The organism is Arthrobacter sp. SIMBA_036 (assembly GCF_046535135.1).
Classification (GTDB): Bacteria; Actinomycetota; Actinomycetes; order Actinomycetales; family Micrococcaceae; genus Arthrobacter.
The window spans coordinates 269215-293803 of the sequence record NZ_JAWRXG010000003.1 but is presented as its reverse complement, the minus strand read 5'-3'; the positions used below and the strand labels follow the sequence as shown (position 1 = coordinate 293803).

The following is a 24589-nucleotide window of genomic DNA, read 5'->3' as shown; positions in this document are numbered from 1 at the left end:
ACCGTGCGAATAACTGTCGCTGAATCAGCAGCCGCACTCGGGCGTGCAGCAGCTATGCACGTCTGGGCTCATGTCCAGGCGGAGCCGCACACCGTCCTGGGCGTGGCAACCGGATCATCGCCGCTTCCGCTCTATCAATACCTGGCCGACCACCCTGGCCCGGACTTCGGCGCAGTCACATGTTTTGCCCTTGACGAGTACCTGGGTCTCCCGGCGGGCCACGAACAGAGCTATGCCGGCTTTGTCCGCAAGCACATCAGTGAACCCCTGGCTATTCCTTCCGCACGCGTCCACGTGCCACAAGCGACCATGGACGACGCCGGAACCGCCAGCGCGGAATACGAAGCCAGGATCCGGGCCGCTGGCGGAATCGACCTCCAGATCCTGGGGATCGGGCGGAACGGACACCTGGCGTTCAACGAACCAGGGTCCAGCTTTCACTCGCGGACCCGCGTGGTCGCCTTGACCCAAGACAGCCGCGAAGCGAACTCCCGTTTCTTCCCTTCCCTTGACGACGTGCCGACCCACGCCATCACCCAAGGACTGGGAACCATACAAGAGGCGGGGCACCTCCTGCTCGTCGCAACAGGTCAGGACAAGGCGCAGGCGGTAAACCGTGCGCTCTTGGGACCCGTCACTGAAGAAATGCCGGCGTCCCTCCTGCAGCTGCACCCTAAGGTCACCCTCGTCCTGGACCGGGCGGCGGCCGGCATGCTTCCGCTTGAGGTCCTGACGAAATACGCACCACAAGCGTCCGCTGCCGCCCGCTAGTCCACGTCCAGGACTTCCATGCGTGTGTCGTCCGGCGCGAGTTGGCCTACTTGGCCCCGAGGAAGATCGGGTTGGTCAACGCGGCCATGGGCCCGAGCAGCAGTGTAGTGCCCATGTTGGTTCCGTTGTTGGGGGTGCCATCGACCATGGGGTGGCGTACTTCGGCCCGGACATAGGCGGAGAGCTGCGGCGTGGTGACCCAGGTGTGGGTGCCTTGGCCGGAAGCCGGGAGCGTGACCTGCTGGGTCTGGCCCTCGTCGGTGATGATCCGGATGACGCCGTTGGGGACACCGCTGATGTTGATGGTCACGGTCACGGGGGTGTCGGCCTTGACGTCGAGCCGCTCCCCGACGGTTGCCTTCCCGCCGCCGCCGGCCACGGTGAGGTCCAAGGAGATGTCGGCGGACTCCGCGATCCAGGTGCGGCCCTTCCGGATGCCTTCCAGGATGGCGTCATGGGAGAGCGCTGTCGCGTTGACCACATTGTGCGGCAAGCCTATGACCTGTGGCTCACTGTGGGCGTCACTGTTGCCCATGGCTGGTATCCATCGGCCACCGTTGCGGATCGACGTTGCGAGCATGGAGTCCCAGGTGTTGATGGCGTACTCGTCGTCCGCGGTCCAGGGGCCGGTCCAAACCTCCACGGCGTCGGCATCGTCGTAGCCGAACTTCCAACGGCACGCGACGTAAGGGCAGTAGGGGTGGGCCGGGACTACAAGGCCGCCGGAAGCGTGGATGTGCTGCGCCTCCTGTTCGAAACCCTTATCGCGGGCACGGTAGCGCCAGTCGATCCAGTCCCCCGGTTCGATTCCCAGTGCCAGGTAGTGTCCGTTCCGGGTGGTGACTTCCTCGCCCGTGAGGATCAGCAGGTCATTCCCGGCCAGCGGGCCCCAGGCTCCGTGGGAGGCAGGGGTGTTGTGGTCGGTACTGATCATGAAATCGAGCTTCGCGGCCCGCGCACCGGCGGCAACCTCGGCCGGGGTGCGTTTGCCGTCGGAGTAGATGGTGTGCAGGTGCGCGTCGCCCCGGTACCAGCCAGCGCCCCTGCCGTTGACCTGCTTTGGCGGGTACTGCGGGGAGAACGGGGTGCCGTCGGGCCCGTAGTCGAGGGTGACGTTGACGGTGTAGTCCATGCCCTGTTCCGCCACTTGGTAGGGCCCCAAGGCAATGTTCCAGGTGCCCTTACCGACCGGACCCGGCAAGTAGCCGGGGGTGGCTTCGGCGGCGCTGATGAAAAACTCCGTGCGGAATCCGCCGGACCAGCCGCGGAAACCCTTCCCGGCGAGGTCGGTGCCGTTCTGATCGAAGACGCCGATGTCGCAGGCGTTGGAGAGCAGGCCCGGCGTGACCGTTGGCTTGCTGTAACTGTAGGACACGCTGATCTTGTTGACGCCGGCAGGAACCTCAACCGGCAGGTATACAAAGTCGGCGGCACCCGGATCCAAGTGGCCGGTGATGGTCTTGGTCTTGCTGGTGCCTGTGTCGGCAGCGGCGAAGGACATCGGTGCCAGGGTCACTGCGGCGCCGGCAAGCGCGGCGGCGAGGAATCCGCGGCGGGAAGGGGACGGGAAAACACTCTCAGCCTCGTGGGCTTTACATGGTGAACTCACTCGCCCGAGTTTCACCACGCTCCCTGAACGGCAGGCTACGTGATGGGAAATATCACTTGAACCGTGGTGATCAGTTGGGAGCCGCGTAGCAGTTATGCTTTCAGCCCCGCGCCGCCACCCTGCCCGTGAAGTGCCGCCGGCCGCTCCGTGGGTTCCACGCGGTGTAGTCAGAGGACCATGCCCCGCTTCCTGATGGCGTCGTCGAGATATCAAGCGCCACCCGTGCCGGCAGGAAGACCGGGGCCTCAAACGCGACGTCCCAGTTGAACGTGTCACCCTTGGCGGGCCCGACGTCGGCGAGGGCGCGGGAGGCTAAGTACATTCCGTGCGCGATGGATCCTCGCAGGCCAAGCGCTTTGGCGGACAGGACACTGAGATGGATTGGGTTGAAGTCCCCGGAAACAGCAGCGTAGCTTCGCCCGATATCCGGCCCGATCCGCCACAGGGCCGTGGGGTCTGGTGGGGTGAAATCCTCCCGCCCGGTGGCGGCATGGTGGTTTCCGGATTTGTCGATTCCCGGAAGGAAGACACCCTTGGCAAGGTACGTGGACACTCCCCGCCACACAGTCTCCCCAGTGGCGTGCAGCGTCACCTCCGCCACGACGTCGACTTGCGTGCCGGCCCTATGCCCGGTGAGATTCTCCGACCAAGCGCAAACGTCCAAGGCCTCCGCGAAGTGGATCGGGCTCCTCTGCTCTATCCGGTTCCGCAGATGAATCATCCCAAGAAGAGGTAGCGGGAAGTCATCCCGGTTCATGACGCTCATGGACACCGGAAACGCCAGGGCATGGACAAAACCCGCCGGCAAGGTATCGCTGGCCGACTCCCCCACCAGGTGTTGGTAGGCGGTCAAGTTGTCGACGTCGGCCCGAATGTTCCGGACGTGGTAGCTCACTGCCGGCAGCGCGGGCTCACCCGCCGATCCCCCGAGAATCCTCCGCCTGGCAGCCGTGGCTGCAGCGTTGAGGTACAACTTGGACAATGAGGGCAGTTCGGTGAGGCCGATTTCCTGCAGGTTGCTCATGCTCCCACCAGTTGTTGCCCGCAAACGCGCAGCACTTCCCCGGAGATGCCACCGGCGGCGTCGCTTGCCAGAAAGGCGATGGCCTCCGCCACGTCCTGCGGCTGACCACCTTGCTTGAGCGAGTTCAGCCGACGGGCTGCTTCACGGATGGCCAATGGCATCCGGGCCGTCATCTCGGTTTCGATGAAGCCCGGGGCCACAGCATTAATGGTCCCGTGGAACGGCTGCATCAACGCCGCCGTGCACCTGACCATGCCGATCACGCCGCCCTTGGACGCTCCGTAGTTTGTCTGCCCACGGTTCCCTGCGATGCCGCTCGTGGACGCCACGGAAACAATTCGCGGAGAGTCCCGGAAATGCTCCGATCGGAGCAGTGCTTCATTGATGCGCAGCTGGGCAGCGATGTTTACGGCGATAACTGAATTCCATCGCGCCTCGTCCATGTTGGCCAGGAGCCTGTCACGGGTGATGCCGGCATTGTGCACCACAATGTCCAAGCGCCCATGTCGTTCCACCGCGTGCTCGATAATCCGGTGTCCGGCGTCGTCATTGCTGATGTCCAGCTGGAGCGCCGTCCCCCGGACCTCATTGGCCACAGCGGCAAGATGGTCCCCCGCAGCTGGGATGTCCACGGCCACGATCTTCGCGCCGTCGCGGTGGAGGGTCCGGGCGATCGCCGCACCGATTCCACGGGCAGCACCTGTCACCACGGCCACCTTGCCGGCCAGCGGCTTGTCCGTGTCCGCAGGCATGCTCCCCGACGCGGACGCAACGGTCAGGAACTGCCCATCCACATAAGCAGATCGTCCCGAGAGGAAGAACCGCAAGGCACCCAAAGCCGAGGGGCTGGTCGTTGCCAATTCCTCCGCGAGGAGGACGCCGTTGGCGGTGGCACCCGCCCGCAACTCTTTTGCTAGCGAGCGGAGCATCCCGTCCACGCCCTGGCGAGCTGCCGCGACCGACGGCGACGACGCTGACAGCAGCGTTCTGGACATGGTGATCACGCGTGCGTTGGCCGCAAGATCCCGCAGAGATCCCCCCGCCGTGAGCACTGGCTTGCCCAGATCACCCGGGTGCTGCAAGGCATCGAGCACGAGGATTATGGCGCCGAGCTTTTCCCTCGGCAATGCGTTGCGGCGTACATCGAGGCCCCAACCGAGAAGGGCGGTAGCGACGTCGTCGGCGCCTGCACTGTCACCACTGACGAGGACCGGACCGGTGATAAGCGGAGCCCCGGGTTCGTAGCGCCGGAGGACCACAGGCTGCGGCAGGCCCAGCCGTTTCGCAACATCCTTACCCAGTCCACGGCTGACCATCTGCGTGTATTTGTCTGTCACTGTCCCCCCTACGCTGATTCCAAGATGGCAACGACGCCTTGGCCGCCCGCAGCGCAGACTGAGATTAGCCCCCGCGTTGGCCTGCCTTCAGTGAGCGCTTTTTCATGCAGCATCTTTGCCAATGAAGCCACGATCCTGCCACCGGTGGCGGCAAAGGGGTGTCCGGCGGCAAGGGAGGAACCGTTGACGTTGAGCTTGGCCCGGTCCACCTTCCCCAACGCGCCCGGCAGGCCTAGCCGGGTACGGCCGAACTCTTCGTCTTCCCAGGCAGCCAAGGTACTGAGCACCGTTCCAGCGAAGGCTTCGTGGATTTCGAAGAAGTCGATGTCCTCGAAGGTGAGTCCTTGGCGCGCCAGCAGGCGTGGCACCGCGAACACGGGTGCCATGAGGAGGCCATCCTTACCGTGGACGAAGTCGACGGCGGCCGCCTCACCATCCACCACGGTGGCAAGCGTGGGCAAGCCGCGGCTGTTTGCCCACTCTTCAGACGCCAGCAGGACGGTGGCGGCACCGTCAGTGAGCGGCGTTGAGTTTCCTGCTGTCATAGTGGCCTCGGAGCCGAGGGTCTTACCGAATACGGGCTTCAAGGAGGCCAGCTTTTCCAGCGAGGTGTCGGCGCGGAGGTTGGAGTCGCGGTTCAGGCCCCGGTACGGGGTGAGGAGGTCATCGAAGAACCCCCTCTGGTAGGCGGCTGCGAGGTGGCGGTGGCTGTTGTAGGCGAGCTCATCCTGGGCCTCGCGGGTGACTTTCCACTGGGCGGTGGTCAGCGCCTGGTGTTCACCCATGGATAACCCGGTCCGCGGCTCGCCGGTATTGGGCGCATCGGGAGCGAGATCCTTGGGACGGATCCGGCTGATGACCTTGAGCTTTTGCGCGGGCGTCTTGGCGCGGTTGAGGTCAAGGAGGATTTCCCGGAGGCCTTCGCTGACGGCAATGGGAGCATCGGAGGCCGAGTCCACGCCACCGGCAATTCCGGAGTCGATCTGCCCGAGCCTGATCTTGTTGGACAGGCCCAGCACTGTTTCAAGTCCCGTGGCGCACGCCTGCTGAAGATCATAGGCGGGAGTTTCCGGGGCCAGTGAGGAGCCCAGCACAGCCTCGCGGGTGAGATTGAAGTCGCGGGAATGCTTCAAGACGGCGCCGGCGGCAACCTCTCCGATCCGCTCATCCTGGAGCCCGAACCGTGCGATCAAGCCTTCAAGGGCAGCCGTGAGCATGTCCTGGTTGGAGGACTTCACGTAGGCACCTCCCGTGCGGGCAAAGGGAATCCTGTTGCCACCCACGATGAACGCCCTGCGAGTTGTTCCTGGCGCCTGCTGTGCCTGTCGATCTCCTCCGGTGGTCATGTCCGCTGCAGCCATGGATGTCTCCTTCGATCGAATGCCAGTTACTGATACCCAGCGTACCTGATACGCTGGGTATCGTGAACAGCCAATCCCCGGAAGCCGACACCCTGCCGAACCGTGCGGACACCAATGAGCCAATCCCCGGAATGGATGGCCGGTCCGTGCGCTGGCAATCCCATCGTGAAGAGCGGCGCAGGGAACTCATTAAGGCAGCACGGAAAGCGGTGCACCGGTTCGGCAGCGATGCCTCCATGGAGGACATCGCTGGAGCCGCAGGGACGTCCAAGTCGGTCTTCTATCGTTATTTCGGGGACAAAGCCGGGCTGCAGCAAGCTATGGGCGAGCTCGTCCTGGGCCAGATGCAGCGCCGCATGCAGGAAGCCGCCCAGCTTGCGCAAACGCCACGCGAAGGCTTGTTCGCCATGGTCTCCGCGTACCTCCAAATGGCCGATTCGAGCCCCAACGTCTACGCGTTCATTACCCGGCCCAGCCCGGGAGACGCGTCCAGCCAAGACGCCATTGCCGCATCCGGGGCCCTGGGCAACTTCTTTGAGCAGGTCAGCGACATGATCGCCACGCCCATGCGGGAATTTCTCGGACCAGAGAAGGAAGCCGTCATTGTCTACTGGCCCACCGCTGCCATCGGGCTGGTCAGGAACGCCGGCGAGATGTGGCTTGGGAGCCCGGCCAGCCCAGCCAAGCCAGACCAAGCCACCATGGCCGCGCGAATTACGGACTGGCTATGCCTGGGCATCGCCCCTGAACTCAAAACCACCACCTGATACCAGTAACGACTCATCAGTTGTCGGACCAAAGAAGGAATCAACATGACTGAAGTAGTGGACAGAACCGCATCGCAGCATCAGCCCTCGGGCAAACGCGTTGAGGCCTCGGCCGCGGAACCCGTTGTGAATGTAGCTGCGCTGGGCGAACAGCTCCTGGGCAAGTGGGCACATATCCGGCGCGAAGCCCGTGCAGTGGCGGGCAACCCATCCGTGCAGAAAATTGAGGGGCTGTCCCACACTGAGCACCGGGCCCGGGTCTTCGAGCAGCTGAAGTTCCTCGTCGACAACAACGCCGTCCACCGAGCCTTCCCTTCCCGCTTGGGTGGTTCGGACGACCACGGCGGAAACATCGCCGGCTTTGAGGAAATCGTTACGGCCGACCCCTCCCTCCAAATCAAGGCAGGCGTCCAGTGGGGTCTCTTTGGCTCCGCCGTCATGCACCTCGGAACCAAGGAACACCAGGACAAATGGTTGCCGGGCATCATGAGCCTGGAGATCCCCGGTTGCTTCGCCATGACCGAAACGGGACATGGGTCCGACGTCGCCAGCATCGCCACCACGGCCACGTACCACCCGGAGAGCCAGGAATTCGTGGTCAACACACCGTTCCGCGCAGCGTGGAAGGACTACATTGGCAACGCTGCAACAGATGGCCTGGCCGCCGTCGTGTTTGCGCAGTTGGTCACCAAGGACGTCAACCACGGCGTCCATGCTTTCTATGTTGAGCTCCGGGATCCGGACACAAAGGAATTCCTCCCGGGCATCGGCGGCGAGGACGATGGGATCAAGGGTGGCCTGAACGGCATCGATAACGGCCGGCTTCACTTCACGAATGTCCGGATCCCCCGCACTAACCTCTTGAACCGCTACGGTGATGTAGCCGCGGACGGCACCTACTCCTCCCCTATCCAGAGCCCGGGCCGCCGCTTCTTCACGATGCTGGGAACCTTGGTCCAAGGCCGTGTCTCCCTTGACGGGGCGGCAGTCGCCGCGAGCAAGGTGGCTCTCAAGACCGCCATTCAATACGCCACGGAGCGCCGCCAGTTCAATGCTTCGTCTCACACGGACGAGGAAGTCCTGCTGGACTACCAGCGGCACCAGCGCCGGCTGTTCACCCGTTTGGCCACCACCTACGCAGCCAGCTTTGCCCACGAACAATTGCTGCAGAAGTTCGATGACGTGTTCTCCGGCGCGCACGACTCAGACGCCGATCGACAGGACCTCGAGACGCTGGCGGCCGCGCTCAAGCCGCTCAGCACCTGGCACGCCCTCGACACACTGCAGGAGTGCCGCGAAGCCTGTGGTGGCGCCGGCTTCCTGATCGAAAACCGTTTTGCGTCGCTGCGGGCGGACCTGGATGTCTACGTCACCTTCGAGGGCGACAACACCGTTCTGCTGCAGTTGGTAGCCAAACGTCTCCTGGCTGACTACGGCAAAGAATTCCGCGGGGCCGATTTCGGCGTCCTTGCCCGCTACGTGGTGGACCAGGCTGCCGGGGTTGCCCTGCACCGGACGGGGCTGCGGCAGGTGGCCCAGTTCGTCGCCGATACCGGTTCCGTCCAGAAGGCAGCGCTGGCGTTGCGCGATGAGGAAGGTCAGCGGACTCTGCTCACTGACCGTGTGCAGTCCATGGTGGCGGAGGTTGGCGCGGCACTGAAGGGCGCCAATAAACTGCCCCAGCACCAGGCTGCGGCGCTCTTCAACCAGCACCAGAACGAACTCATCGAAGCGGCGAACGCCCATGCGGAGCTCTTGCAATGGGAAGCGTTCACCGAGGCGCTGGGCGAGGTCACGGACGAAGGCACCAAGCGAGTCCTGACGTGGTTGCGTGATCTCTTCGGATTGTCGCTCATTGAGAAGCACCTGTCTTGGTATCTCATGAACGGCCGGCTCTCTATGCAGCGCGGCCGGACGGTGGGTGCCTACATCAACCGTTTGCTGGTCAAAATACGGCCTCATGCCGTGGACTTGGTGGATGCTTTCGGATACGGCCCGGAGCATCTGCGAGCTGCGATCGCCACCGGGGCAGAGTCCGTCCGGCAGGACGAAGCCGCCAAATATTTCAGGGAACAGCGCGCCAGCGGCAGCGCGCCGGCGGATGAAAAAGCCTTGCTGGCATTGAAAGCCGCCAGGCCCCGTTAGGAGCCTCGCAGGACACGAACGACGGCGCCGTCCCCACTTAGGGGGCGGCGCCGTCGAACGCGGTCTGCTGTTTGGGACGCTAGGGGTCAGCGCAAGACTGAACGGTAGACCTCGAGCGTCGCCTCGGTAATGGACTCCCAAGAAAAGTGTTCTTCGGCCCGACGTCGGCCTGCGACGCCCATCTGGCGGGCGCGGGCCGGATCTGCCACCACCTCGTTCAACGCAGCGGCGAAATCACTGACGAACTTTTCCGGATCGAGCGGTGTCCCCGTTCCGTCCGTCACCTGCTCCAGTTGGACCAGCAAGCCGGTTTCTCCGTGCTGGACCACCTCCGGAATGCCACCCGTCGCGCTGGCCACAACGGCTGCACCACACGCCATCGCTTCGAGGTTGACGATCCCCAAGGGCTCATAGATGGAGGGGCAGGCAAAGGCCGTGGCATGGCTGAGGACCTGAATCAGCTCCCGGCGTGGGAGCATCCGCTCGATCAGGACCACGCCCTGGCGCTTCGCCTGAAGATCCTCGATCAGGCGTGCGGTCTCAGCGGCGAGCTCCGGTGTGTCGGCCGCGCCCAAGCAGAGGACCAGTTGCACGTCATCGGGCAGGCTTGAAGCTGCCCGCAACAAGTACGGAACACCCTTTTGGCGGGTGTTGCGCCCCACGAACACCACACTGGGCTTGTCCGGATCGATCCCAAGAGCGCGGATCGCATCGACCTCTTCGTCCCTTTCCCACAAGGAAACGTCAATCCCGTTGTGCACCACCTTGACCTTGTTCGGGTCCACGTTCGGATAGCTGCGGAGGATGTCTTTCCGCATCCCGTCCGAAACGGCAATGATGGCGTCGGCGGCTTCGTAGGCCGTTTTTTCGACCCATGAAGACAGTGCGTAGCCACCACCGAGCTGTTCAGACTTCCACGGGCGGAGCGGCTCAAGGCTGTGGGCGCTCAACACGTGGGGAATGCCATGGAGCAAGGACGCCAAGTGGCCTGCCATGTTCGCGTACCACGTATGCGAGTGCACAAGGTCCGCTCCCGCGATGTCCGGAACGATCCTCAGGTCCACGCCGAGCGTTTGGATGGCGGCGTTGGCTCCGCCGAGCTCATCCGGGGTCGCATAAGACTCAACCGATGCCCCGTGGTAGTCGGAATCACGGGGCGAACCGAACGCCCGCACATGGAGTTCGACGTGCTTCGCAAGCACGCGGCTGAGCTCGGCAACATGGACGCCGGCACCGCCATATATTTCCGGAGGGAACTCTTTAGTCACAATGTCTATTCGCACGCTAACCAACGTAGTCGTTCCCGCGTATGTGTTCTAGTGTGAAAGAGTCCGGAAAATCGGACTTTTGGGGGAATACGAAGACGTACGGGGAGCTGTGACCATGGCGTTGAAGAAAGTTTTGGCAATCGTATTGGCAGGCGGGGAAGGCAACCGCCTCATGCCGCTGACAGCGGACCGGGCCAAACCCGCGGTTCCGTTTGCCGGCGGTTACAGGTTAATTGACTTTGCACTATCCAACCTCGTTAATTCGGGATACCTGAAAATTGTTGTGCTCACGCAGTACAAATCCCATAGTTTGGACCGCCACATCTCAGAGACGTGGCGGATGTCGACGCAATTGGGCCGGTACGTAGCCTCCGTTCCGGCGCAGCAACGCGTGGGCAAGAGTTGGTTCCTGGGGAGTGCGAACGCTATCTACCAGTCCTTGAACCTCATTCACGACGACGCTCCCGACATCGTGGTTGTGGTCGGTGCTGACCACGTTTATCGCATGGACTTCTCCCAGATGGTGGAACAACACATCGCCAGCGGCGCCAAGGCCACGGTGGCAGCGGTCCGCCAGCCCCTGAACATGGCGGACCAGTTCGGTGTGATCGAAGTGGACCAGAATGATCCGCAAAAAATCGCCGCTTTCGTGGAAAAGCCGTCCAGCACCCCCGGGTTGGCAGCTGACCCCACTCAATTCCTGGCTTCCATGGGGAACTACGTCTTCAACGCCGACGCCCTCGTTGATGCCTTGCATGTGGACGCGGAGCGGCTCGACACCAAGCACGACATGGGTGGGGACATCATTCCCTACTTCGTGGACCAAGGCGAAGCCGGTGTCTACGACTTCACGCTGAACGATATCCCGGGCGCCACGGATCGCGACCGGACGTACTGGCGCGACGTCGGTACTATCGATTCGTTCTACGACGCCCACATGGACCTCATCTCGCCCGTGCCGGTGTTCAACCTGTACAACTCCGAGTGGCCTATCTACACCCGCCAGAGCATTTCACCGCCGGCCAAGTTCGTCCGAGGCGGCAACAACACGGTGGGTACGGCCTTGGATTCCATCGTGGCCAGCGGCGTGGTTATTTCCGGTGGCATTGTTGAAGGCTCGGTGCTTTCCAACGACGCGTACGTTGCCGCTGGGAGCCGCGTCCAGGACTCGGTCCTGATGGATAAGGTCCGTGTGGGCGAGGGCGCAGTCATCAAGCGGGCCATTCTGGATAAGAACGTACAGGTTCCGGCCGGCGCTGCCATCGGACTGGACCCGGAGCTGGATAGGGCCCGCGGTTACAAAGTCACCGAGTCGGGGATCACGGTGCTGGCGAAGGGACAGATGGTTCCGGAGCCCGGCGAGGCTGAGCTTGCCCTCTCCGCCCAGCATCGCCGCAGCCTTCCGGAGGCGGTCAAGGCAGCAACACACGACGATCCCGATATCCGCGACTCCGCCGAAAAGGTCGCTGCCGGAATCCAAGCCCGCGTACCCGATGTTGCCCGGCAAGGAGTCGTCAACTAGGTAGCAGGCGCCGGCGGTCACCCAGGCCCCGGGGCAGGCCGAGGTCTCTTCAGGCTGTAAAATCAGGTCAATGAGCTCCACCAATCTGACGCCCGAAGAGATCCAGGCCTGCCTCAAGGTTTTGACCACGATCCACGTCTACGACGAAGAGCACCCGGACTACGTTGCCGTCCGGCGTGCTACCGGCAAGATGTTCAAGGCCGTCAAGCGCCATCGTCGAGTCACCAAGCGTGATTCCATCGCCGAAGCAGACCGCGCCGTCATTGCCCTGACGGCGACGGCGGCACCGGACCGGATCGATGACGAGACGCGCGGCAACAAGCTTGCGCCCTCTGCCACGGGAGAGATAGCGGGCCACCTGATCCGTTCGCGTCCTTGTTATATCTGCAAGAAGCACTACACCCAAGTGGACGCGTTCTACCACCAGCTTTGCCCTGAATGCGCGGCTTTCAGCCACAGCAAACGGGACGCACGGACCGACCTCACAGGCCGGAGGGCTTTACTGACCGGTGGCCGGGCCAAGATCGGTATGTATATCGCTTTGCGCCTCCTCCGGGACGGCGCACACACCACCATCACCACCCGGTTCCCCAAGGATGCCGCCCGCCGCTTCGCCGCCATGGAGGACAGCGCTGAGTGGCTGCACCGGCTGCGGATTGTGGGCATCGATCTTCGCGATCCGGCCCAGGTCATGGCGCTCACGGACTCACTGAACGAGGCCGGGCCCTTGGACATCATCATTAACAACGCCGCCCAAACCGTGCGCCGTTCCGGAAATGCGTACAAGCCGCTGGTTGACGCCGAAGATGAGCCTCTACCTGCGGCACTGGAACCGGCCAACGGCGGACCCGAGCTGGTCACCTTCGGCCATGCCCACGACAAGCACCCGCTGGCCTTGGCCAGCAGCGTCACCGAACACCCTGTGTTGGCCGGTGACGCGATCACGTCCCTGGCCCTGTCCACAGGTTCAGCCTCCTTGCAGCGAATAGAAACCGGTACCGCTATCGACGCCGGTGGCTTGGTTCCGGACTTGGCGTCCATCAACAGTTGGACCCAGGTGGTGGACGAGGTGGACCCGCTGGAGATGCTGGAAGTCCAACTCTGCAACGTCACCGCGCCGTTCTTGCTGGTGAGCAGGCTCCGTGATGCCATGAAGCGCTCCACGGCGCACCGCAAGTACATCGTTAACGTTTCGGCGATGGAAGGACAATTCTCCCGCGCCTACAAGGGCCCCGGTCATCCGCACACGAACATGGCCAAGGCCGCCTTGAACATGATGACCCGTACTAGCGCCCAAGAGATGCTTGACTCCGACGGCATCCTCATGACTGCGGTGGACACCGGCTGGATCACGGACGAGCGTCCGCATTACACCAAGGTCCGGCTCATGGAGGAGGGCTTCCACGCTCCCTTGGACCTGGTGGACGGGGCCGCCAGGGTTTATGACCCGATCGTGATGGGCGAGAAGGGCGAGGACCAATACGGAGTCTTCCTCAAGGACTACAAGCCCTCGCCCTGGTAAAGCGCTACGCCAGGCGCGTGATTTGCACTGTTACCGACAGACCCGAGCCGCCGCCCCCGGACAGGATGCCTTTAAGCGGTGGGACATCGCGGTAGTCCCGGCCCCTGGCTACGGTGACGTGGTAGTCGCCGGCCGGCTTGTGGTTGGTGGGATCCCAACTGCGCCACTCCCCATCCCACCATTCGAGCCACGCATGCGATTGCCCCGCCACCGCTTCGCCGATACCCGCCGTCGAGCGTGGATGGATGTAGCCCGAGACGTAACGCGCCGGAATGCCGCTGCAGCGCAGCGCGCCGATCGCCAAGTGTGCCAGGTCCTGGCACACGCCTTGGCGCTGTGACCACGCCTGTTCGGCATTGGTGGTGACGCCGGTACTGCCTTTCATGTAGGTCATCTCTCCGGCCATCCACGAAAAAACCGCGAGTGCGGCGTCGTGCGGGTTCTTACCGGCAACCACATCCGGAACGATCCCAAGAACCTCATCCCCGGGCCCGCTCAGGCGGGATTGCGGAAGCCAGTCACTGAATTCATCCTGGATCTTGTCCGAGGCAATGACGTCCCAACCCACAATGTCGTCCTCGGTGGCCACCCGTTCGGGGCGATGGACCTCCACCGTGGCGGTCGCCTCAACCTCGAGGCTCTCATGGGGCATCTGCATGTCGAAAGCTGTCACGCGGGTGCCCCAGTAGTCGCGGTACGTACTCACCGCTGCCTGATGGGGGGAAACTTTGAGTGAGGACTCCAAGACCACCTGCTGGGCATCGGTGAGGGGCGTCATCCGTGCCTCGTTGTAGGACAGCGTCACGCGGCCGTTATATCTATAGGCCGTGGTGTGGACGATACTTAGCCGGGTCATGAAACTTCTCCCACCCAGGCGTGTTCATCAGCCTGATTGAAGTACTTACGGGAAATCGCGTCCGACGCCTGCGTCACTGCCTTTTGCACGCGTTCCATGTGCTCGGGCAGTTCCGACATCAGGTCATCGGTGCGGTGGAACTCCAAAAACGTGCGGGCCTGGCCCACGATCCGCCGTGCATCGTTGATGAAGCCAACGCGCTGTGCCGAGGGATCCAGCTTTGCGAGGCATTCGTCGGCGTCGCGCAGCGCGTAAACGATCGATCGCGGGAAGAGGCGGTCCAGGAGCAGGAATTCGGCCGCGTGCTGGTCACCGAAGGCTGCCCGACGGGTCCGGATGAACGACTCATAGGCGCCGGCGCACCGGAGCATGTTCACCCACGACATTCCCGCGGACTGGACGTCACGGGTGGAGAGCATCCGCGCCGTCATGTCAGCCCGCTCAAGGGAGCGGCCCAGGACCATGAACAGCCAACTCTCATCGTGGCTGACGGTGGTGTCCGCAAGCCCACGGACCATCGCGGTCCGCTCAAGGACCCAGTTACAGAAGCGGTACGTCCCCACAACATCCTTGCGGTGCTGGTTCAACCCGTAGTAGGTGGTGTTGAGGCTCTCCCACAAGGACTGTGAGACGGTTTCCCGTGCGCGGCGGGCGTTCTCGCGTGCGGCGCCGAGTGAACCGGCGATGGAAGAAGCACTCGCTTTGTCGTAGGCAAGGGCATGGAGTAGTTCGGGAAGCCCGAAGTCATCGCTCTGCGGCTTGGCTCCCATGACGGCCAGCAGGTCACGTGCCACACTTTGTTGTTCTTCAAGGGGAAGATGGTTCAGTCGCTCGAGGTGCACGTCCAGGATCCGTGCCGTGCCATCGGCGCGTTCAACGTAGCGTCCGATCCAAAAGAGTGATTCAGCAATACGGCTCAGCATCTAACTGGGCCTCCTTCACATGGTGCCGGTCGGAGTTCAGGTCAGGGGTGCGGGCGCTCACTGCTGTTGCTCCGTTTGGCGGTCCCGCCAGTTGCTCTCCACGGGCCACACAGAGACCTGTTCACGGACCCTTACCGACTGGCGTGGGATGGCTTCAGCGGGAAGTTGCGACGAATTCGCCAGGACCCAGGTGTCCTTGGAGCCGCCGCCTTGGCTGGAGTTGACGATCAAAGACCCTTCCTTGAGGGCTACCCGGGTGAGTCCGCCGGGAAGGACCCAGACGTCGTCGCCGTCGTTCACTGCAAAGGGACGCAGGTCCACGTGGCGAGGTCCGAACTTGTCCCCTGAAAGGGTCGGCACCGTGGACAGTTGCAACACCGGCTGCGCGATCCAACCCCGTGGATCGGCAATGACTCGCTTGCGCAAAGCGTCCAATTCTTCCTTGGAAGCATCCGGGCCGATCACGAGCCCTTTGCCCCCGGAGCCGTCAACCGGCTTGACCACCAATTCGTGCAAGCGGTCAAGCACATGCTCCCTTGCTTCCTTTTCCTCGAGTCGGAACGTGTCAACGTTGGCGATGATCGGCTCTTCGTGGAGGTAGTACCGGATCAAGTCAGGGACGTAACTGTACACGAGCTTGTCATCGGCGACGCCGTTACCCACTGCGTTGGCGATGGTCACTCCCCCAGCGCGCGCGGCGTTGACCAAGCCGGGGCAACCCAGCATCGAATCGGAGCGGAACTGCAGCGGGTCCAGGAAGTCATCATCGATGCGCTTGTAGATGACATCAACGCGCTGTTCGCCGGCAGTGGTCCGCATGTAAACGCGGTTGCCGCGGCAAATCAAATCCCGTCCCTCCACGAGCTCCACCCCCATGAGCCCGGCCAGCAGGGTGTGCTCAAAGTACGCGCTGTTGAACACCCCCGGGGTCAGGACCACAACAGTGGGATCATCGACGCCGGCCGGGGCGGTCTTGCGGAGCGCGGACAGGAGCCTGCGGGGATATTCCTCCACAGGCCGGATATGCTGCTGGCCAAACGCTTCCGGGAGTCCCTTGGCCATGGCCCGGCGGTTCTCCAAGACGTAGCTCACGCCGGACGGGACACGGACGTTGTCTTCCAGAACGCGGAAAGTCCCGGCAGCGTCACGGACGACGTCGATGCCCGAGACATGCACGCGGACACCGCCGGCCGGCTCGAAACCGTGGACCGCCCGATGGAAATGGGCGCTCGTGGTGATGAGTTGCCTCGGAATCACCCCATCAGCCACCACTGCCATCCGCCCGTAGACATCGTTCAGGAAGGCTTCCAATGCCTTGACGCGCTGCGCCACCCCCCGTTCCAAGACGTCCCATTCATCCGCCGGAATCACGCGCGGAACGATGTCCAGGGGGAAAGGCCGCTCCTCCCCTGCGTAGTCAAACGTCACTCCACGGTCCAGGAACGTCCTCGCCATGGAATCGGCCCGGGCACTAACGTCCGCGAGCGAAAGTTCACGCAAGGCTCCTGAAACCTGTCCGTAAGATTTTCTGGCGACCTGGCCCGGGGCAAACATCTCGTCGTAGGCGCCACTACGGGCGGCGGCCTCGGAATAATCCTGGAATAGGTCAGACATGGGAATTAGACAATCACCTTTTTGATTCGAGCGCATTACGCGCTGCTTGTGTCGCTGTGTGGGCGGCGGCCCCGGTTCGCATTTCAGTGCCTTGTTCCGGCAGGGTTGGGGAATGCCTTTGAACACCCTTGCGCCCCAGCTCGTCCGGTGTGCGCCAGGCTTGGCCCTGAGCGCTGTGGCAATGGGCCTCGCCTTCAGCTTGCACGCAGTATTGCCTGCTATTCCCGCCATGACACTGGCCGTTGCTTTGGGTTTGCTCTCAGCAAATATACCGGGCACGGCTGCGTGGACTGCGGGGCGCGCCCGGCCAGGGTTGGACTTCGCCGGGAAGCACCTCATGCGCGCAGGCATAGTTTTCCTGGGACTGAAGGTCAGCATTGCGGACGTGCTGGGTTTGGGATGGTTGGCGCTGGTCCTGATCACCCTCATCGTCATGGCGAGCTTCGCGGGAACGTACGCACTGGCCAGGCTGCTGCGACTTCCCGCGGAAACAGCGTTGCTTATCGCCACGGGGTTCTCCATCTGCGGAGCTTCGGCGATCGGCGCAATGGCCGCGGTGCGCCGGGTGAGGCATCAGGACACAGTTCTCCCCGTTGCCTTGGTGACCTTGTGCGGGACGTTGGCGATCGGTGTCCTACCGCTCTTGATGCACCCTTTGAGCCTCAGCCCTGAACGTTTCGGGGCCTGGACCGGGGCCTCTGTACACGACGTCGGCCAGGTGGTGGCCACCGCCCAAACCGCCGGTGCTGCGGCGCTGGCGATCGCCGTCGTCGTCAAACTGACCCGGGTGGTCCTCCTCGCCCCGGTAGTGGCCGCAGCCGGCCTCCACCAGCGGATGGTGCACACGCGGTCGCGCGCGGCCGGCTCCGCTCTGAGGGACAGCGACGACGACGGGAAGTTCCCTCCCGTTGTCCCGCTGTTTGTGGTGGGTTTCATTCTCCTGGTGGTGGTTCGTTCGCTGGGGTGGGCCCCGCAACCGGTCTTGGACGCGGCCGCTTCCCTGCAGGACATCCTGCTCGCGATGGCCCTTTTCGGCCTGGGCTCCGCTGTGCGGGTACGGATGCTCATCCGAACGGGCGGGCGGGCCGTTGTGGTCGCCTTGGGATCCTGGCTGCTGATTGCAGGGCTCGGACTGGCCGCCGCATGGATCATGATTAGATAGCTGTGTGTCGAATCACAACCTGTCCCGCGACGAAGCCGCCACCCGTTCGGCCCTGATCACCACCCACAGCTATGACGTCACCTTGGATGTCCGCAGCGCCGCTGATCCGGCCGCCTCCGGGTACGCCAGCATCAGCATCATCTCGTTCTCGGCCACTCCCGGCTCCGCAACTTTCCTGGACTACATCAGTGGCGGCGTGGAATCGGTAGTGCTGAACGGACGCGTCCTTGATGCAGCAAACGTCGTGGATGGGGACCGGATCATCCTGGAAGGCCTCGCCGCGGAAAATACGGTGACAGTGACCGGAACGTCGCTGTACAGCCGCTCCGGGGAAGGCATGCACCGTTTCGTGGATCCTGCCGACGGCCAGTGCTACCTCTACACGCAGTACGAGCCGGCGGACAGCCGCCGGGTCTTTGCCAACTTTGAGCAGCCCGATCTCAAAGCCTTGTTCACGTTCCACGTCATCGCCCCGGCCGGATGGGAGGTAGCTTCCAACGGCGTGGAGCTTACGCGGGCCACCCTCCCCGATGACGCTCGGAGTGCCCGATGGGACTTCGCCACCACGGAGCGGATGTCCACCTACATCACCACGGTACTTGCAGGCCCGTACTTCAAAGCTACGGATCATTGGACAGCAACGCTCGACGGCGGTGCGCGGCTTGAGGTACCGCTGGCCCTCTACTGCCGCGCCTCATTGTCAGGGTCCTTCGATGCCGAGGAAATCTTCCGGCTCACCAAGAGTGGCCTTGCTTTCTTCAATGAGCTCTTTGACTACCCTTATCCGTGGGGTAAATACGACCAGGCATTCGTGCCCGAGTACAACCTCGGTGCCATGGAGAACCCCGGGCTGGTCACCTTCACGGAGAAGTACATTTACGCCTCACGGGCTACTGACGCGCAATACCAGGGCCGCGCCAACACCCTGATGCACGAGATGGCCCACATGTGGTTCGGCGATCTCGTCACCATGAACTGGTGGGACGATCTCTGGCTTAAAGAGTCATTTGCCGATTACATGGGGACCCTCGGCGTGGACCGCGCCACGGACTGGGATACCGCGTGGGTCAACTTCGCCAGCCGACGCAAGGCCTGGGCCTATGTGCAGGACCAGCTGCCCACAACCCACCCGATCGTGGCTGATATCCCGGACCTTGAAGCCGCGAAGCAGAACTTTGACGGCATCACGTACGCCAAGGGTGCGTCCGTCCTCAAACAGCTGGTGGCCTACGTCGGCTTTGATGCTTTCATCGCCGGGTCCCGGCAGTACTTCCGTGACAACGCGTTCGGCAATACGTCCCTCCGTGATCTTCTCAAAGCACTCAGCGAGGCCTCGGGCCGGGATCTTGACACCTGGGCCCGCCAGTGGCTGCAGACGTCAGGTATCTCCACGGTCTCCGCAGAGATCGTTGAAGACGGCGGCCTGTTGGGTGCAGTGACGGTCCGGCAGGATGCCGTCGACCCCCTGACGGGACACCAGGAATTGCGGCCGCACCGGCTGCGCTTGGGCCTGTACGGGGCAGATGGGACCGGCGCCATCGTCCGGTCGGAAAGCCTCGAAGTAGACGTTGCCGGGCCCAGCACCCTCGTGCCGGAACTCGCGGGCAAAGCACGCCCGGCCCTTCTCTTGGTCAACGACGAGGACCTGAGCTATGCCAAGGTCCGTCTCGATCCCGTGTCCGAGCGAACGGTCCGTACCTCGCTCGATAGGATTCAAGACCCCATGGCCCGGGCCCTATGCTGGACCGCTTTATGGGACTCGGCACGCGACGCCGTCACCCCGGCGGTTCAGTACGTGGCCGCGGTGGAACGGTTCGCGCCGATGGAGAACGGCATCGGCGTGCTGCTCAACATCTTGGGTAACGCCTCCAGCGCCATTGAACGATTTGTACCGGCCGCGCGAAGGGATCACGTCCGCCGGGACTTCCTTGCAGTTTCGGCCGCCCGCCTGCGGGATGCTCCTGCCGGTTCCGATCACCAGCTCGCCTGGGCCCGAACGCTGGCGACTGTCTCGCGGCACGGGGACAGCGAGTTGGACTTGCTACGCGGCATACTCGACGGCGGCACGGTTATTAACGGCTTGGCCGTGGACCCCGAGCTGCGCTGGAGCATGTGGCAAGCGCTGGCCGCCCACGGTCAAGCGACCCAAGCTGAACTGGACCGGGAACTCGAGGCCGATCAGACAGCGTCAGGGAAGGAAGGCCATTCCTTGGCGTCCGCCGCACGTCCTGATGCCGCAGTGAAAGCTGCAGCCTGGGACCGGGTGGTCAACAGCGAGGAACTCTCCAATGAGATCCTCGGTGCCACCATCGCAGGTTTCGTGACAGCCCCCGCGCCCATGCTGGACGTGTACGTGGAACCCTATTTTGAATCCCTTGACCGGGTCTGGGCAGAGCGCAGCATTGAGATCGCTGGCAGGCTTGTCCGGGGACTTTTCCCGGGCTGGCAAGACCTTGCTATCGGCGCAGACCCGGCCCAGCACCCCGTTCTGGTCCGGACAGACCACTGGCTGGGTTTACATCCGGACGCACCGCGGGCACTGCGACGCATCGTTATCGAGCAGCGAAGCCACCTCTTGCTTGCACTGACGGCCCAAGCCAACGGCTAAGGCCCCGCCGCGCCCTACGGGACGCGGTTCAGCCATTCTTCGGTACCGAATTTGGCGTCCACCCGTCGGCGGGCTTCGCTGAGCTCTGCCTCCGTTACCTGTGACTCAATCGCGCCGTACCTCTCCGTGAAAACTTCCTGCATCGCTTGGAGTATCGCCGAACGGGCCAAGCCCGTCTGGCGACGCAAGGGGTCCACGCGCTTCTTGGCGCTTCGCGTGCCTTTGTCGGAGAGTTTTTCCTTGCCGATGCGGAGGACTTCGACCATTTTGTCGGCGTCGATGTCATAGCTCATGGTGACGTGGTGCAGCATTCCCCCGTTGGACAGGCGCTTCTGTGCTGCTCCGCCGATCTTGCCCTGTTCCGTAGCGATGTCGTTGAGCGGAACATAGAAGGCACTGATGCCAAGCTTCTCCAGTGCGGCCATCACCCAAGCATCGAGGAAGGCGTAGGAATCGGCGAAGCTCATCCCATCAACCAACGTCTGCGGCAAGTAGAGAGAATAGGTAATACAGTTGCCGGCTTCCATGAACATGGCACCGCCCCCGCTGATGCGCCGCACCACCGTGATGCCGTGGCGGGACACCCCCTCAGGGTCCACTTCGTTGTGTACCGACTGGAAGCTTCCAATGACGACCGAAGGTTCCTCCCAATCCCAGAACCTGAGGGTGGGGTTGCGGCTGCCATTTCCAACCTCTTCGGTAAGGACCTCGTCCAGGGCGACGTTGACCTGTGTAGGCAAGATGGAGGGCGGGATCATTTCCCATTGGTGGTCAGCCCAGCTGGTCGCCTTGGAAAGTGCCCTGCGGACTGTGACAGCAACGGCATCAGCAGAGAAGCCAAACAGAACAGCTCCAGCAGGAAGGCTTGCCGTCACGGCGGAAGCAATCTCTGAGGCCGGCGTGGACTCGGGAAGCCCCGTCAAAGCGCCGTTGATTGCTTCCAGCGCCTCATCGGGCTCCAAGAAAAAGTCACCGCTCAGCGAGACATCGGCGAACTTCCCCTCTACAACCTCGAGGTCCACCACGACGAGTTTGCCGCCGGGAACCTTATATTCGCCGTGAAGGCGGGTGCCGGCGTCGTGGTTTTGCTGGTCGGGGGAAATCCGGTGAGTCATGGGTTCCATCTTGCCGGAAAACGAAAAGGCCCGCACCGCTGGAAATCCAGCAGATGCGGGCCTTCGAAAAAGACTTGAGGGCGAAGTGGTTACTTCTTGCCGCCGAAGCCCTTGAAGCGGGCGTTGAAGCGCTCGACGCGGCCAGCGGAGTCCATGATGCGCTGCTTGCCCGTGTAGAACGGGTGGGACTCCGAAGAGATTTCGACGTCGATGACGGGGTAGGTGTTTCCGTCTTCCCATTCGATGGTCTTCGACGAAGAAACAGTCGACTTGGTCAGGAACTTGGTACCGGAAGCGAGGTCGTTGAAAACAACAGCTTCGTACTTCGGGTGGATATCAGACTTCATAATGGGACCTTTTGTTCACGCAACTGGATTTTGCCAGCTGCCAGGTATGAATGGAGGTGGTCCGCCACTGCGAACAACATTTCAGTGGGCGGGCCAACAATCAATCATAGCCGAAGTGGCCAGCGGGCACGAACCGGGCTCAGCCCCGGGGCCGGAGTTCCCAAAACGCGACAGCGGACGCCGCCGCGACGTTGAGGGAGTCCACGCCTGCCCGCATGGGTATCTTGACGGCGAGGTCGACGGCGGCAAGTGTCTCCTCGCTCATGCCGGCGCCCTCGGTGCCCAGCACCAAAGCGAGTTTCGGGAACTGCTTCTCCGCCAGTTCATCGAGGGTGAGCGCGTCAGGTGTCAGCTCCATGGCTGCGACAGTGAATCCTTGGTCTTTCAGTTGGCCAAGGTCCGCGGGCCAGGACTGCAGCCTCGCCCAGGGCACTTGGAAGACAGTGCCCATGCTCACGCGCACGCTCCGGCGGTACAGCGGGTCCCCGCAGCGCGGAGAGACCAGCACAGCGTCCACCCCGAGGGCCGCCGCGGACCTGAAGATCGCCCCGACGTTGGTGTGGTCCACGATGTCTTCCAGCACAGCCACGCGTTGCGCTCCGGCGAGAAGCTCCGTGAGCGGCACTGCTGCGGGACGGTGCATTGCGGCCATGGCGCCACGGTGCAAATGGAAGCCGGTGATCTCCTCAAGCAGCGAGGCTGTGCCGATGAAGACCGGAACGTCCGGATAGTCATGGAAGACATCCTCGAGATCGGCCAACCACTTTTCCGCGAGGAAAAAGGACCGGGGTTGATGTCCGGCCGCTAGGGCGCGGCGCAGCACCCTCGAGGACTCCGCTATGTACATTCCCTCTTCGGGCTCACGCAGCTTCCGGAGGTGCACATCGGTCAGGGTGGTGTAGTCGCTGACCCGGGGATCATCGGCAGACTCAAGGTAATGGAACGTCACGGGAGAATCATTTCAGCAGGTTGGCGATCATGAAGCCCAAAGCCACGATGCCGAGCGTAAAGATCACGGCACGGAGCACCGTGGGCGAAAGCCTCCGGCCCACTTTGGAACCGAGCAGGCCACCAATCGTGGAGCTGACGGCAATCAGGAGCACAACCAACCAATTGATCCGGTCAAAGGCGAAGATCAGGTAGGAAGCGGCCGCCACCATGTTGACGCCGAGCACCAGGATGTTTTTCATGGCGTTTGCGTTCTGCATGGTTCCGGTGAGGAAGACCCCCAGGATGCCGACCAGCAGGATGCCTTGGGCAGCGACGAAGTATCCACCGTAGACACCAGCCAGATAGACAAGCACGACCAGGACTACTCCATGGCTGTGATCGCGGATGGCCTGCTCCGGATCTTGCTGCCTGCTCCGTATCCATGCCTGCAGCTTCGGTTGGAACAGCACCATCAAGAGCGCCAGGACCAGCAGCACGGGAGCCACATAGCCGAACACCGTCTCGGGTAGGTGCAGCAGGAGCCATGCTCCGGTGATTCCACCGAGGAGGGAAGCAGGCAGGAGCTTCAGCAGTTGTTGACGCCGACCGGCAAGCTCACGCCGGTAGCCCCAGGCGCCGGCCGCAGTTCCCGCCACCAATCCCATGGCATTGCTCATGGATGCGACCACCGGAACCACGCCAAGGGCGATGAGGACCGGGAAGGTCACGAGGGTGCCGGAGCCCACCACCGCGTTGATGGTGCCTGCCCACAACCCCGCAATAAAGACCAGGGCGCCGCTTAGAATCTCCACTGTCGCATGAGCCCCCGCCTAGCGGCGGGCCGTGGCCGTGTAGCGTCCGGCATTTTCAATAACGTCCAACGGCAGGCCGAAAGTTTCGCTCAGGTGCTCCGGGGTGAGGACTTCGCCGATGGGACCGGCCGCTACGACGGCGCCGTCGCGCAACAGCATGGCGTGGGTAAATCCGGGGGGCACTTCCTCAAGGTGATGGGTCACCAGGACCATGGCAGGTGAGGCTTCGTCACGGGCAAGCTCGCCGAGCTTGTGGACCAGTTCCTCGCGTCCGCCCAGGTCGAGTCCAGCTGCTGGCTCGTCCAGGAGCAATAACTCCGGATCGGTCATCAAAGCCCGGGCGATCTGGACCCGCTTGCGCTCCCCTTCAGAGAGCGTGGCGAACGTGCGATTAAGCAACGGTCCCATCCCCCAGTCGTTCAGGAGGCGGAAGGCGCGCCGTTCGTCGTCGCGCTCGTAGCCTTCGCGCCAACGGCCAGTCACGCCGTAGGCCGCGGTGACGACTACGTTCAGGACAGTTTCATTCTCTGGAATCTGGTTGGCGAGTGCTGCCGAAGAGAGCCCGATCCGGGGACGGAGTTCAAAAACGTCAACACGCCCCATCGTCTCGTCAAGGATGCCGGCTTTGCCACTGCTGGGATGGAGGCGGGCGGCCGCGACCTGGAGAAGCGTGGTCTTACCCGCGCCGTTAGGCCCGAGCACCACCCAGCGCTCACCTTCGTTGACTTCCCAGTCAACCTTGTCCAGCAGGGTCTTTTTGCCTCGGACAACGCTGACGGAAGCCAATTCCAGAACATCACTCATAGCAGTAGACACTAGGACAAAAATCCGGCTGACTGATAACCGGCCATGGCTCCGGGTTCCGGGGTGAAACGAATTCGGGACGCCCGGGGGCG

20 protein-coding genes are annotated in these 24589 nt (G+C 63.0%); 7 read left to right on the top strand and 13 right to left on the bottom strand.

Annotated features, from left to right (window positions below):
• Window positions 1-3: 3 nt before the first annotated feature.
• Entirely contained in the window at window positions 4-771 is a 768-nt protein-coding gene (locus SB659_RS06320; RefSeq protein ID WP_284978344.1) for a glucosamine-6-phosphate deaminase, read from the top strand.
• Between the two features lie 46 nt (window positions 772-817).
• On the opposite strand, the gene SB659_RS06315 is transcribed toward SB659_RS06320, so the two are convergent.
• The 4 genes from SB659_RS06315 to SB659_RS06300 all read right to left on the bottom strand — a co-directional run bounded on the left by SB659_RS06315 (window position 818) and on the right by SB659_RS06300 (window position 6102).
• Window positions 818-2380: a CehA/McbA family metallohydrolase gene (locus SB659_RS06315; protein ID WP_410549822.1), complete on the bottom strand. Its 1563-nt coding sequence runs from the start codon at window positions 2378-2380 to the stop codon at window positions 818-820.
• 100 nt (window positions 2381-2480) lie between these two features.
• Entirely contained in the window at window positions 2481-3404 is a 924-nt protein-coding gene (locus SB659_RS06310; RefSeq protein WP_410549821.1) for a MaoC family dehydratase, read from the bottom strand.
• On the bottom strand, window positions 3401-4741 hold the full coding sequence (locus tag SB659_RS06305) for a 3-oxoacyl-ACP reductase (protein ID WP_410549820.1): 1341 nt from the start codon (window positions 4739-4741) through the stop codon (window positions 3401-3403). The genes SB659_RS06310 and SB659_RS06305 overlap by 4 nt, the downstream gene beginning before the upstream one ends.
• A gap of 8 nt (window positions 4742-4749) precedes the next feature.
• Complete coding sequence (locus SB659_RS06300; RefSeq protein WP_410549819.1) at window positions 4750-6102, bottom strand: acetyl-CoA C-acetyltransferase; 1353 nt, start codon at window positions 6100-6102, stop codon at window positions 4750-4752.
• Between the two features lie 131 nt (window positions 6103-6233).
• On the opposite strand from SB659_RS06300, the gene SB659_RS06295 reads away from it, so the two are divergent.
• Both SB659_RS06295 and SB659_RS06290 read left to right on the top strand, forming a co-directional pair.
• Window positions 6234-6869 (top strand): TetR/AcrR family transcriptional regulator, encoded by a 636-nt coding sequence (locus tag SB659_RS06295; protein ID WP_284978516.1) that lies wholly within the window; start codon window positions 6234-6236, stop codon window positions 6867-6869.
• A gap of 45 nt (window positions 6870-6914) precedes the next feature.
• Window positions 6915-9014 (top strand): acyl-CoA dehydrogenase, encoded by a 2100-nt coding sequence (locus SB659_RS06290; protein ID WP_410549818.1) that lies wholly within the window; start codon window positions 6915-6917, stop codon window positions 9012-9014.
• An 86-nt stretch (window positions 9015-9100) separates the two neighbouring features.
• Here SB659_RS06290 and glgA read toward each other — a convergent pair whose 3' ends face one another.
• Complete coding sequence (gene glgA, locus SB659_RS06285) at window positions 9101-10297, bottom strand: glycogen synthase (protein WP_284978350.1); 1197 nt, start codon at window positions 10295-10297, stop codon at window positions 9101-9103.
• A 94-nt stretch (window positions 10298-10391) separates the two neighbouring features.
• Here glgA and glgC point away from each other — a divergent pair, with 94 nt between their 5' ends.
• Window positions 10392-11804, top strand: a complete 1413-nt coding sequence (gene glgC / locus SB659_RS06280) for a glucose-1-phosphate adenylyltransferase (protein ID WP_284974870.1) — start codon at window positions 10392-10394, stop codon at window positions 11802-11804.
• A 70-nt stretch (window positions 11805-11874) separates the two neighbouring features.
• Window positions 11875-13326 carry an SDR family NAD(P)-dependent oxidoreductase gene (locus tag SB659_RS06275; RefSeq protein WP_284978351.1) on the top strand — a complete coding sequence of 484 codons (1452 nt, stop codon included), beginning with the start codon at window positions 11875-11877 and terminating at the stop codon, window positions 13324-13326.
• A 4-nt stretch (window positions 13327-13330) separates the two neighbouring features.
• Here SB659_RS06275 and SB659_RS06270 read toward each other — a convergent pair whose 3' ends face one another.
• From SB659_RS06270 to SB659_RS06260, 3 genes are read right to left on the bottom strand one after another with little or no spacing between them, the layout of a single operon-like run.
• Window positions 13331-14182, bottom strand: coding sequence for a transglutaminase family protein (locus SB659_RS06270; protein WP_410549817.1), 852 nt, complete (start codon window positions 14180-14182; stop codon window positions 13331-13333).
• Window positions 14179-15105, bottom strand: coding sequence for an alpha-E domain-containing protein (locus SB659_RS06265; protein WP_284978353.1), 927 nt, complete (start codon window positions 15103-15105; stop codon window positions 14179-14181). Before SB659_RS06265 ends, SB659_RS06270 begins: the two co-directional genes overlap by 4 nt.
• Window positions 15106-15162: 57 nt before the next feature.
• Window positions 15163-16719: a circularly permuted type 2 ATP-grasp protein gene (locus SB659_RS06260; RefSeq protein WP_410549816.1), complete on the bottom strand. Its 1557-nt coding sequence runs from the start codon at window positions 16717-16719 to the stop codon at window positions 15163-15165.
• 112 nt (window positions 16720-16831) lie between these two features.
• On the opposite strand from SB659_RS06260, the gene SB659_RS06255 reads away from it, so the two are divergent.
• Window positions 16832-17881, top strand: coding sequence for a YeiH family protein (locus SB659_RS06255; protein ID WP_284978355.1), 1050 nt, complete (start codon window positions 16832-16834; stop codon window positions 17879-17881).
• A gap of 4 nt (window positions 17882-17885) precedes the next feature.
• A complete protein-coding gene (gene pepN, locus SB659_RS06250; RefSeq protein ID WP_410549815.1) occupies window positions 17886-20489 on the top strand; it encodes an aminopeptidase N in 2604 nt (867 codons plus the stop codon).
• A 14-nt stretch (window positions 20490-20503) separates the two neighbouring features.
• Here pepN and SB659_RS06245 read toward each other — a convergent pair whose 3' ends face one another.
• The 5 genes from SB659_RS06245 to SB659_RS06225 all read right to left on the bottom strand — a co-directional run bounded on the left by SB659_RS06245 (window position 20504) and on the right by SB659_RS06225 (window position 24497).
• Window positions 20504-21604, bottom strand: a complete 1101-nt coding sequence (locus tag SB659_RS06245) for a biotin/lipoate A/B protein ligase family protein (RefSeq protein WP_410549814.1) — start codon at window positions 21602-21604, stop codon at window positions 20504-20506.
• Window positions 21605-21693: 89 nt separating this feature from the next.
• The gene (locus tag SB659_RS06240) at window positions 21694-21951 is read right to left on the bottom strand and encodes a type B 50S ribosomal protein L31 (RefSeq protein WP_066275740.1); all 258 of its coding nucleotides are present in this window, start codon (window positions 21949-21951) and stop codon (window positions 21694-21696) included.
• 139 nt (window positions 21952-22090) lie between these two features.
• The gene (locus SB659_RS06235; protein WP_410549813.1) at window positions 22091-22900 is read right to left on the bottom strand and encodes a TrmH family RNA methyltransferase; all 810 of its coding nucleotides are present in this window, start codon (window positions 22898-22900) and stop codon (window positions 22091-22093) included.
• A 7-nt stretch (window positions 22901-22907) separates the two neighbouring features.
• Window positions 22908-23693 (bottom strand): sulfite exporter TauE/SafE family protein, encoded by a 786-nt coding sequence (locus SB659_RS06230; RefSeq protein ID WP_284978359.1) that lies wholly within the window; start codon window positions 23691-23693, stop codon window positions 22908-22910.
• 18 nt (window positions 23694-23711) lie between these two features.
• Window positions 23712-24497, bottom strand: coding sequence for an ABC transporter ATP-binding protein (locus SB659_RS06225; protein WP_410549812.1), 786 nt, complete (start codon window positions 24495-24497; stop codon window positions 23712-23714).
• Window positions 24498-24589: the final 92 nt, after the last annotated feature.